Annotated in this window: 9 protein-coding genes; all 9 read left to right on the plus strand. The window is 52.8% G+C overall.

Features of this window, described 5'->3' with window-relative positions:
- Window positions 1–47 precede the first annotated feature (47 nt).
- The 9 genes from ispC to rnhB all read left to right on the plus strand — a co-directional run bounded on the left by ispC (window position 48) and on the right by rnhB (window position 10,283).
- Window positions 48–1,232, plus strand: a complete 1,185-nt coding sequence (ispC, locus tag Q5Y71_RS05145) for a 1-deoxy-D-xylulose-5-phosphate reductoisomerase (RefSeq protein WP_306040637.1) — start codon at window positions 48–50, stop codon at window positions 1,230–1,232.
- Between the two features lie 59 nt (window positions 1,233–1,291).
- Window positions 1,292–2,647, plus strand: a complete 1,356-nt coding sequence (gene rseP / locus Q5Y71_RS05150) for an RIP metalloprotease RseP (protein WP_306040638.1) — start codon at window positions 1,292–1,294, stop codon at window positions 2,645–2,647.
- Between the two features lie 112 nt (window positions 2,648–2,759).
- Window positions 2,760–5,312, plus strand: coding sequence for an outer membrane protein assembly factor BamA (gene bamA / locus Q5Y71_RS05155; RefSeq protein WP_306040639.1), 2,553 nt, complete (start codon window positions 2,760–2,762; stop codon window positions 5,310–5,312).
- A gap of 89 nt (window positions 5,313–5,401) precedes the next feature.
- Complete coding sequence (locus tag Q5Y71_RS05160) at window positions 5,402–5,905, plus strand: OmpH family outer membrane protein (RefSeq protein ID WP_306040640.1); 504 nt, start codon at window positions 5,402–5,404, stop codon at window positions 5,903–5,905.
- 12 nt (window positions 5,906–5,917) lie between these two features.
- On the plus strand, window positions 5,918–6,979 hold the full coding sequence (gene lpxD, locus Q5Y71_RS05165) for a UDP-3-O-(3-hydroxymyristoyl)glucosamine N-acyltransferase (RefSeq protein ID WP_306040641.1): 1,062 nt from the start codon (window positions 5,918–5,920) through the stop codon (window positions 6,977–6,979).
- Between the two features lie 85 nt (window positions 6,980–7,064).
- A complete protein-coding gene (gene fabZ / locus Q5Y71_RS05170; RefSeq protein ID WP_306040642.1) occupies window positions 7,065–7,502 on the plus strand; it encodes a 3-hydroxyacyl-ACP dehydratase FabZ in 438 nt (145 codons plus the stop codon).
- 106 nt (window positions 7,503–7,608) lie between these two features.
- On the plus strand, window positions 7,609–8,388 hold the full coding sequence (gene lpxA, locus Q5Y71_RS05175) for an acyl-ACP--UDP-N-acetylglucosamine O-acyltransferase (RefSeq protein ID WP_306040643.1): 780 nt from the start codon (window positions 7,609–7,611) through the stop codon (window positions 8,386–8,388).
- Between the two features lie 113 nt (window positions 8,389–8,501).
- Window positions 8,502–9,659, plus strand: coding sequence for a lipid-A-disaccharide synthase (gene lpxB / locus Q5Y71_RS05180; RefSeq protein ID WP_306040644.1), 1,158 nt, complete (start codon window positions 8,502–8,504; stop codon window positions 9,657–9,659).
- Window positions 9,660–9,665: 6 nt separating this feature from the next.
- A complete protein-coding gene (rnhB, locus tag Q5Y71_RS05185) occupies window positions 9,666–10,283 on the plus strand; it encodes a ribonuclease HII (RefSeq protein WP_306040645.1) in 618 nt (205 codons plus the stop codon).
- The last annotated feature ends 256 nt before the right edge of the window (window positions 10,284–10,539 follow it).

The raw sequence follows: 10,539 nt of genomic DNA on the forward strand, positions 1-10,539 counted from the left end.
GGGGCTGAGCCGGGAGTCCTTTTGGCCCGGAGGTACAATGAGAACTCATGCGAAATAGATCTCCGCAAACCGTGACTGTGCTTGGCTCTACAGGTTCAGTTGGGGTCAGTACGCTCGATGTACTCGCACGCCACCCGCAGCAGTACACCATTTATGCCTTGACAGCCCGCGACCGAGTTGCCGAGCTGGCCCAGCAGTGCAGGCGTTTTAGCCCCCGCTTCGCCGTGGTTCCCGGCGCGCGACGCGCACAGGAGTTGCAGTCTCTGCTGGCCGATGAGGGCAACACCGAGGTTTTATCAGGCGTGGAAGGGCTGTGCAAGGTGGCATCGGACGCTGAAGTGGACACCGTGATGGCGGCGATCATCGGTGCGGCCGGATTGCGTCCAACTCTTGCTGCGGTGGAGTCTGGCAAAAAAGTGTTGCTTGCAAACAAGGAGGCACTGGTGATGGCCGGACCGGTGTTCCTGCGCGCGCTGCGGGCCAATGGTGCACAATTGCTGCCTATCGATAGCGAGCACAACGCCATCTTTCAGTGTCTGCCATATCCCTGTGAGAGCTTGGAAAACTCGGGTGTTGAAAAGATACTGCTCACCGGCTCCGGTGGTCCTTTTCGAACCCGTGCCAGGGAGGATCTGCACCGGGTCACACCGGATGAGGCCTGTGCGCACCCGAACTGGTCCATGGGGCGGAAGATCTCTGTGGACTCCGCCACCATGATGAATAAGGGGCTGGAGTTTATTGAGGCCTGTTTTCTGTTCGGTGCTCGCCCCGAACAGATTGAGGTAGTGGTGCATCCACAGAGTATTGTGCACTCAATGGTGCAGTACCGGGACGGGTCGTTACTGGCCCAGATGGGCAATCCGGATATGCGTACCCCAATTGCTCATGCGCTGGCTTTTCCGCAGCGCATGGATGCGGGTGTTCCGGCCCTCGATCTGATCGCCCAGGGGCGGCTCGACTTTAAGGCGCCGGACTTTCACCGCTTTCCATGTCTGCGTTTGGCCAGAGAGGCGATTGATGCGGCGGGCAGTGCACCCACAGTCCTGAATGCGGCTAATGAAGTGGCAGTTGAGGCCTTTTTACAGGGGCGGCTGGCGTTTACCAGCATTGCAACTGCTATAGAGAAAGTCATGAATCGTGCTCCGTTGGTTGAACTGACCGGGCTCGAAACAGTCGAAACAACTGATCTCAATGCGCGAGAACTGGCCCGGCAGGTAATAGGAGCTCTCTAGCCATAGGATAGGGCGTATAATGGCGGGGTTTGCGCATGATAAAGAAACTGTAATTGCATATGGATCTGATTCAGACGGTAATCTGGGCCCTGGTGGCTCTCGGTGTGCTGGTATCTTTCCACGAGTTTGGGCACTTCCTTGTAGCACGTCTTTTTGGGGTTAAAGTGCTGCGCTTTTCGGTGGGTTTTGGCCGCCGCCTTATCTCACGCTATGACCGGCACGGCACGGAATTTACACTCTCGGCCATTCCCCTTGGCGGTTACGTCAAGATGCTGGATGAGCGGGAGGGGCCTGTTGCCCTCAATCAGGTAGAACAAGCCTTTAACCGCAAGAGTGTTTGGGCGCGCATTGCCATTGCTGCTGCCGGGCCGGTAGCGAATTTTCTCCTGGCGATTGTTTTATTTTGGGTGGTGTTTATGGGCGGGGCAGCCGGCCCTGTGCCTATAGTGCAGGCTGTGAAACCCGGCAGTATTGCTGAGGCTGCCGGGCTTGAGGTCGGCCAGGAAATCATCGCTGTAGATGGTGAGGCAACTCCAACCCGCCAGGCGCTGAACTGGCGTTTGGCCAACCGCCTCGGAGATAGTGGTGTCATAGAATTCTCCGTGCGCTACCCTGATTCAAACCTTGAATACCATGCAGCGGCAGACATCGATCGCTGGCTGTCGGGGCAGGAAGTGTCTGACCCATTGGTCGGGGTGGGGCTCGAACTCTGGACGCCGCCGGCTAGTATGACACTTTATCGGGTTGTTGAGGGCAGTGCTGCCAGTACCGCTGGTCTTCGTGCCGGTGATAAGATTGTTGGTACCGATAGTCAGGCATTTTCGGACTGGGAAGACTGGAGTCGGTATGTGCGTGCCCATGCCGGTAACCCTATCCAGATTGAAGTGGAGCGACAGGGTGAGAGACTGACTCTGCCGGTGACCCCCGCAGGGGTTGCCCTTGACAGTGGTGAACTTGTTGGTCAGATCGGGGTGCTACCATTTTCAGAACCCTGGCCGGAGGATCGGATTCGGGTTTTTCACTACGGTATTGGTGGGGCTTTCTACAAAGGGTTGCAGGAAACCTGGGATAAAACCCTGTTTACCTTGCATAGTTTGAAGAAGTTGATATTTGGTCAAATTTCAACCAAAAACTTGAGTGGTCCCATTACCATTGCTAAAGTGGCGGGTACTTCCGCAGAGGCGGGTTGGCAGTCCTTTCTGTCTCTGTTGGCACTGCTCAGTATCACGCTTGGTGTACTCAACCTGCTCCCTATTCCGGTACTCGATGGCGGCCATCTCCTCTACTATGGTATTGAGGCGATCAAGGGCTCACCTGTGTCAGAACGGGTTCAGGTGATTGGAATGCAAGTGGGTATGGTATTGGTCCTCTGCATCATGGGATTGGCGCTATACAATGACATTTTGCGCTTGTGACCTGTTGGATAGTTGCCCTCCAAACAGTGTGAAGGGAAATGGTGCCGGGAAGTGGGTGTTCACAGGGTACTTGCATGCCTGGTGCGCGAATAAAAAGACTCGGAATTAGTAGATGAAAGATTTCCTCAAAGCGGCCTCCCTCGGCCTGGTATTGCCATTGAGTGCGATAGCGCAGTCGTTCGTGGTCAACGATATCCGCGTGGAAGGGTTGCAGCGCGTTTCGGCCGGTACGGTATTCTCTGCGCTCCCGGTTAGAGTGGGTGATGAAATTGAGGCTCTGGATATTCAGAGTGCGACCCGAGCGCTTTTCCGCACTGGTTACTTTGAAGATATTCAGATCGGCCGTGAAAATGGCGTCCTGGTTGTCACACTGCGGGAGCGCCCGGCGATATCCAAGATTGAGATTACCGGCAACAAGGCTATCTCAACGGAAGACTTGCTAAAGGGGATGCAGGAAAATGGCCTTGCCGAAGGCCAGATCTTTAAGCGTGCGACCCTGGAAGGGCTGGCTCAGGAGCTTCAGCGCCAGTATGTGGCGCAGGGGCGTTACGGTGCCAGTGTAAAAACCGAAGTGAAAGAGTTGCCGCGAAATCAGGTAGAACTCAAGATTATTGTGGATGAGGGCTCGGTCGCTGCCATCAAGCATATTAATATTGTCGGCAATCGCGCCTTTTCCGATGAGGAACTGGCGGAAATTTTTGAACTACAGACTACGGGCTGGTTGTCCTGGCTGCGCAGTGACGACAAATATTCCCGAGAGAAATTGACTGGTGATTTGGAACGTCTGGAGTCTTATTACCTAGACCGCGGTTATCTCGATTTCCAGATTGACTCCACCCAGGTCTCCCTGAGCCCGGACAAACGCAGTGTTTTTATTACCGTGAATGTGATCGAGGGCGATGTTTATACTGTGAGTGAGGTGGATCTGGCTGGTGACCCGGTTGTTCCGGAGGAGGAAATCCAGCGGTTACTGCTTGTGCGCGAGGGCCAGACTTTCTCCCAGGTGCTGATGACCACCACTTCTGATTATATTACCAAACGCCTGGGCAATGAAGGGTATACCTTTGCGGAGGTCAACGGCATCCCCGAGCCGAATAGAGAAAAAAAGACGGTGAAGGTCACCTTCTTTATTAATCCCGGCAAGCGCGCCTATGTACGACGTATCAATTTTCGCGGCAATACCCGCACCTCAGATGAAGTATTGCGCCGCGAAATGCGCCAGATGGAATCTGCTTCGGCCTCGTCTGCACGTATTGAACAGTCAAAAGTCCGCCTCGAACGGCTCGGCTTCTTTAAGGAGGTTGAGGTTGAAACTACCGAAGTTCCGGGAACCTCAGACCAGATTGATGTGGAGTATACGGTCGAGGAGCAACCCTCTGGTTCTATTGGCGGAACCCTCGGCTATGCCGAGACCAGCGGCCTTGTACTGGGGGCCAATATTCAGGAAAACAACTGGATGGGCACGGGTAAATCGGTTGGCATTGGTTTGAATGCTTCAAAATACCAGACCGCTGTTAACTTTTCCTATCTGGACCCTTACTTTACGCCAGATGGCGTCAGTCGTGGCTTCAATATTTATTATCGAAAAAATGACTATTCTGAGGTCAACCTGTCTGAATTTAATACCGAAACTTATGGTGGTGGTGTGAGTTTTGGTTATCCGGTCTCCGAAATCTCCCGTGTGGGTTTGAATATTGGGCTTAGTCACCTCGAGCTCTCTACAAGTACGACTTCGGTGCAGGAAATCGCTTCGAGCCCGACTCCCCTGATTGGGATAGACGGGGTTATTACCAGGGCAGATTCTCAAGAAGTGGTTGCAGCTTCCCAAGAGGAGGATCCTGTAGATTTGGACTTGGCAATGCCACTCACTGAGGGCTTGTTTCCTTCCGATGGTTTTATTGATCGTTACGGGGATTCGTTTGATAACCTGAGCCTGACCGCCTCCTATGCACGTTCCACGTTGAACCGCGGGATTCTGGCCACGCGCGGAGCCTCTCAAAATTTTTCCGTGGAATTCACCGTACCCGGCAGTGATCTTGAATATTATAAGTTTATCTATACCGGCCAGTATTTCCGCCCACTGACCAGAAGCCTGACTTTGCGCCTGCGTACCCGCTTGGGTTACGGGGATGGTTATGGGAACCTCGACGAGTTGCCATTCTTTGAAAACTATTATGCCGGGGGCTTCGGATCGGTACGCGGGTTTGAGCGCAATACCCTCGGGCCACGGTCTACGCCTGCAGAGGCTCTAGTTGCTCCAATAGCTTGTGCGACCGAAAATGGGGAAATCACACAATTTTGTTATGCAGTGGATTCTAATGGCCGTTTAGAGACTTTTCCAAGGGACGATGCGGATCCCTTCGGCGGCAATATCTTAATTGAAGGTAGTGCAGAGGTGATATTCCCATTGCCGTTTATCAAGGATCAACGGTCTCTGCAGTCGGCCTTCTTTATCGATGCAGGCAATGTATTCGACACCAGCTGTGGCGATACCCAGATTAACTGTTACGATGTAGATTTTGGTAAAATGAATATTTCCGCAGGTTTGGGATTGACCTGGATTACCGGCTTTGGTCCGCTTACCTTCAGTTTGGCCAAGCCATTGAAGAAAAACGAGGATGATGAGGAGGAGGTCTTCCAGTTTACCCTGGGTAACAGCTTCTAACCTTACAGCCTCACAGGAGAGGGTATGTATGGTGCAAATCGAGCACCGTAAAAATAACATTGATTGGAGAAACAAAAGTGCTTAAAAGTGTGAAAACTATTGCAGTTCTGCTAGTGGGTATGACCCTGTCCGGCGCCGCACTGGCGCAGACCAAAATTGCGATATTAAATCTGCAGGCTGCCATCATGAGCACGGATGTGGCCAAGTCAAAAGTGAATTCTTTAAAAACCAGCTCCGAATACTCCAAACTGCAAAGTAGCGCGGAGTCGATTCGTTCCGAGTTGCAGAAAATGCAAGAGGATGCCCAGAAAAACAGTGTGACCTGGTCCGATGAGCAGAAGACCGAGTACCAGCGCAAGGTGAATTTCAAACGCTCCGATTTCGAGACCGCGGTTAAAAAGTTGCGTGCGATGGAGGCCCAGGTAGGTCAGGAAATACAAACTTCCCTAGGGCCCAAGGCCAAGGCTGCACTGGAAGCGATTATCAAAGAACAGAAGCTGGATCTGGTATTGGATGCCAATACAGCGTTTTTTGCCAGCCCCCAGGTCGACCTCACGCTGGCAGTTGTGAAGCGCATGAATGCAGAAAAGTAAACCCTAGCTTCTATGAGTGACAATTTGTCTCTGGCCCATCTTGCGCGGGTACTGGGCGCTGAGCTGCGTCTGGCCCCCGGTGTAGACTCCCGATACGAAATTTCTGGTCTCAGTACTTTGCAGGATGCCGGAGCCAGCCACCTGGCTTTCCTGGCCAGTGCCGCCTACCGCCGCTTCCTAAAAAATACTGCTGCCGGTGCGGTGTTGGTCACTGAGGAATTTGCCGATGATTGCCCGGTTTCCGTGCTCTGTGTCGAAAATCCCTATCTCGCTTTTGCCCGTGCGAGTGCCCTGTTTAACTCAGCACCACAAGCGGAGGTCGGTATTCATCCCTCGGCAGTGGTTCACCCCGATGCTGAAATTGCCTCCAGTGCCAGTGTGGCCGCCGGCACTGTAGTGGAAAAATATGCCAAAATTGGCCCCAATGTCTCTCTGGGGGCCAATTGCTTTGTGGGGGAGGGGGCTATCATAGGTGCGGGCAGTTGTTTGCACGCCGGTGTTGTTGTGCACCACCGCTGCAGCCTGGGCAGAAATTGTATTATCCACAGTCAGGCGGTAATTGGGGCCGATGGTTTCGGCTTTGCACATCACCAGCAGGAGTGGATCAAGATCTATCAGCTCGGCGGGGTAAATATTGGCGATGATGTCGAAATAGGAGCCAATACCTGTGTTGATCGCGGGGCCCTGGGCGATACCATTATTGGCAGCGGGGTTAAGATCGACAATCTGGTTCAAATCGCGCACAATGTGAAGATTGGTGACTACACAGCCATTGCTGCTTGTTCAGGGATTGCCGGCAGTGCAGTCATTGGGAAGCATTGTGCTCTGGCTGGGTGCTCACGTATCGCAGGACATGTGGCGATTGCCGATGGCTGTACTGTGACTGCCGATACTTTTGTGACCAAATCCATTGACAGCCCGGGCAGTTATTCCGGTGCCCTGCCTTTTTCCGATAGCCCTACCTGGCGTCGCAATGCGGTGCGTTTTGGGCGGCTGGACAAAATGGCGAAGAGGCTGAAGGACTTGGAAAAACAGCTGGAAGCGTTGTCCCGCCATATTGATGGGGAGGGATGAAGCGGCTGGTAGTGAATGGATCAAACTTGGCTTTGTTGTTTTCGGGGCGTTTATCGCCCCGAAGTGGTTTCTGGGGGCATTTGGAATGATGGATGTATGTGAAATTCGCGAGTACCTGCCACACCGCTATCCTTTTTTGCTGGTGGACCGCGTTGTGGAGTTCGAAACGGGGAAGTCTATCAAGGGCTATAAGAACATTTCAGTGAATGAAGAGGTTTTCAACGGACATTTTCCGCAGATGCCCATCTTCCCTGGGGTTATGATTATTGAAGCTATGGCACAGGTTTCCGGGATTCTTGGGTTCAAAAGCTCTGGCAAGAAGCCTGAAGACGGCTACCTGTACCTCTTTGGCGGTGTCGATAAGGTGCGCTTTAAACGCCAGGTGATTCCCGGAGACCGATTGGATCTCGAATCTGTATCGGTCTCTGTACGTCGCAATATCTGGAAATTTACCTGTCAGGCCAGTGTCGGCAGTGAACTGGCGGCTTCTGCGGAGATCCTGTGTGCTGTGAAGAAAGTGTAGCTATTTTGCACCGTCGGCATGAGAATGGCCAATCTTTCGGCTTCTCTGTTGCGGCATTAAGTTTATGGTACCCGCAGTGTCCACTATATGAGGAGTAGGTTTCAGAATGCAGACAACTATCCACCCCACAGCGATTGTCGACCCAACGGCAATCATTGGTTCTGGGGTGAGTATCGGCGCCTACTCTATTGTCGGACCTGGAGTGGAAATAGGGGATGGTTGTGATATTGCCTCGCATGTAGTTCTGAGTGGGCCGAGTAGTCTGGGAAAGAACAACCGTATTTACCAGTTCGCTTCAGTTGGTCAGGATACCGCTGATAAGAAGTACCGGGGGGAGGAAACCACGCTGGTTGTTGGGGATAATAATGTTATCCGGGAAGGGGTAACCATTCATCGCGGTACAGTGCAAGATCGCGGAGAGACTACCATCGGCAATGATAATCTGATCATGGCCTACGCCCATGTCGGCCACGACAGTGTAATTTGCAACAATACCATTCTGGTTAACAATGTGGCCCTTGCCGGCCACGTGGTCGTGCGGGATTGGGCCGTCCTCAGTGGGTATAGCTTAGTGCATCAATACTGTACCATCGGCGAGCACGCCTTTCTTGGTATGGGGGCTGCTGTTGGCAAAGATGTACCGGCATATGTGATGGTTGCCGGAAACCCGGCTGAAGCAAAAACCATTAACCTGGAAGGATTGCGTCGCCGCGGATTTTCCCGCGAGGAAACCGCGCTGATCGGCAAGGCTTATAAAATTGTGTATAGACGCGGTTTGACACAACAGGAAGCTTTGCAGGCCCTGGTGGAACTGCGCGAACAATCTGCTGTTATTCAGCCCTGGATTGACTCATTGCAATTCTCCACCCGCGGTATTGTCCGTTAGAGCCTTACGGGATTTAGGCAGAAACTGTTAACCGCATGGCTTCCGGGATTGATCTTTGAATGAATAATGCCTGGTTTCATGGGGCCAGCTTTCATGCAGAGGAATTTTAAGGCGTGTCAGAAGAGCATAAGCCGTTTCGCATTGGTGTGGTGGTCGGTGAGTCCTCGGGGGATATTCTGGGTGCGGGTCTAATGGCTGCACTGCAAAAACGCCTGCCTGGGGTGACATTCGAAGGTATTGCTGGCCCGTGTATGCTGGCTTTGGGCGCAAAATCCCTGTTTACCATGGAGCGGCTGTCGGTGATGGGGTTGGTAGAGCCTTTAAAGCGTCTGCCAGAACTGTTAAGGATCCGCCGTGCCCTTTACCAGTATTTCACCAAAAATCCACCGGATCTTTTCATCGGCATCGATGCACCGGATTTCAATTTGTCTCTGGAAGAATCCCTCAAAGTTGAGGGGATCAAAACCGTACACTATGTCAGTCCCTCAGTGTGGGCCTGGCGGCGGGGAAGGGTCAAAAAGATTGCCCGCGCAGTGAACCATATGCTGACATTGCTGCCCTTTGAGGCCAAATTTTACCGGGAAAACCAAATACCGGTAACCTTTGTCGGGCACCCCCTTGCCGATGATATTCCATTGCAGGTCAATGGCTCAGCAAAGCGCCGGGAACTCGGTTTTGCGGATAGCGATAGAGTCATCGCCCTGCTTCCAGGCAGTCGTGCTGGAGAAGTGCGCTTACTTGGGCCACTGTTCTTGCAGGCTGCCCGCTGGTGTCACCAGCGCAATCCGGATATCAAGTTTGTCCTACCCGCCGCCAACAGACTGCGTTTTTCAGAGATCAATCAGCAGTTACAGCGTTTTAATGGGCTGCCGGTAACTGTATTGGAAGGCCACGCTCAAACGGCGCTTACCGTTGCAGACTGTGTATTGATCGCCTCGGGCACTGCCACCCTGGAAACGATGCTGTTGAAGAAACCGATGGTGGTGGCTTACAAGTTGGGCAGAGTTTCCTACGCTATTATATCCCGAATGTTACATACTCCCTGGGTGTCGCTGCCCAATCTGCTGGCGCAGAGGGAGTTGGTGCCGGAAATATTGCAAAGCGATGCCACTCCGGAAAACCTCGGGGCTGCCTTGATGCGTTACTTTGAGGATCCGCTGCTGGGGGATCAACTGCAGCGGGAATTTGATGAACTTCACCAACAGTTGCGTTGCAATGCCTCCGAACGTGCAGCGGATGCTGTCTGCAACCTGTTGAAGCAAAGTGGATAGAAATGGATGTGTCCCCAAAAAGTGCTCCCCCCTTACATTTGTACTTATCAGGGCGTGTTGCTTGCCGGTGTCGATGAGGTGGGTCGCGGCCCCCTGGCTGGGGATGTCGTTGCGGCGGCGGTCATTCTCGATCCGGCCTACCCTATTGAAGGTCTCGCCGACTCAAAAAAACTGAGCGAAAAAAAGCGTACACTACTCTTTGATCATATCTGTACGTGTGCGCTGGATTACTCTATCGCCCGTGCCACGGTGCAGGAGATCGACCGGATCAATATTCTACAAGCCAGTTTACTGGCCATGCGCCGCGCTGTGGAACAGCTATCTGTACAACCGGAGTATGTCTTGGTGGACGGCAATAAAAAGCCGGACTGGACTTATCCGTGTGATACGGTGGTGAAAGGAGATGACCGGGTTGCAGCCATTGCAGCGGCTTCTATTCTTGCAAAAGTGACGCGAGACCGGGAGCTGGTGGAGCTTGATAAACAATATCCGGGATATGGATTGGCCCGGCACAAAGGGTATCCGACCAAAGTGCATCTACAGGCTTTGCAGCAGCTTGGCCCCAGTCCTGTGCACAGGGCGAGCTTTGCCCCGGTACAACAATTGCTGATGGATTTGGTTTAGTTTTCGGCAGCAGCGATTCGCTCTAACCCGGATTTTGCATGGTTCCAGACACAAGAACGGCGGAAAATCTTATCATTACCGGTGTACAAGACAGTCCAATAAGAAATTCCGCCGTGACAGAATGCTACCAACCTGAACTCCGATTTTCATCCTTTTCCCGCCGCAAAATCACCGCAGATTTCACTGGTGGTGATTTGATCTCCAATGCTGGCCTTCTGCTTTTGCGTGAGTGCGACCAGCACCTTGGTCTGTCTCG

Source organism: Microbulbifer sp. 2205BS26-8, assembly GCF_030731025.1.
Lineage (GTDB): Bacteria > Pseudomonadota > Gammaproteobacteria > Pseudomonadales > Cellvibrionaceae > Microbulbifer > Microbulbifer spongiae.

Excerpts from the sequence above, each read along its gene's own strand:
- ispC (WP_306040637.1), top strand. The coding sequence starts at position 48 with ATGCGAAATAGATCTCCGCAAACCGTGACTGTGCTTGGCTCTACAGGT.
- rseP (WP_306040638.1), top strand. The coding sequence starts at position 1,292 with ATGGATCTGATTCAGACGGTAATCTGGGCCCTGGTGGCTCTCGGTGTG.
- bamA (WP_306040639.1), top strand. The coding sequence starts at position 2,760 with ATGAAAGATTTCCTCAAAGCGGCCTCCCTCGGCCTGGTATTGCCATTG.
- lpxD (WP_306040641.1), top strand. The coding sequence starts at position 5,918 with ATGAGTGACAATTTGTCTCTGGCCCATCTTGCGCGGGTACTGGGCGCT.
- fabZ (WP_306040642.1), top strand. The coding sequence starts at position 7,065 with ATGATGGATGTATGTGAAATTCGCGAGTACCTGCCACACCGCTATCCT.
- lpxA (WP_306040643.1), top strand. The coding sequence starts at position 7,609 with ATGCAGACAACTATCCACCCCACAGCGATTGTCGACCCAACGGCAATC.
- rnhB (WP_306040645.1), top strand. The coding sequence starts at position 9,666 with ATGTGTCCCCAAAAAGTGCTCCCCCCTTACATTTGTACTTATCAGGGC.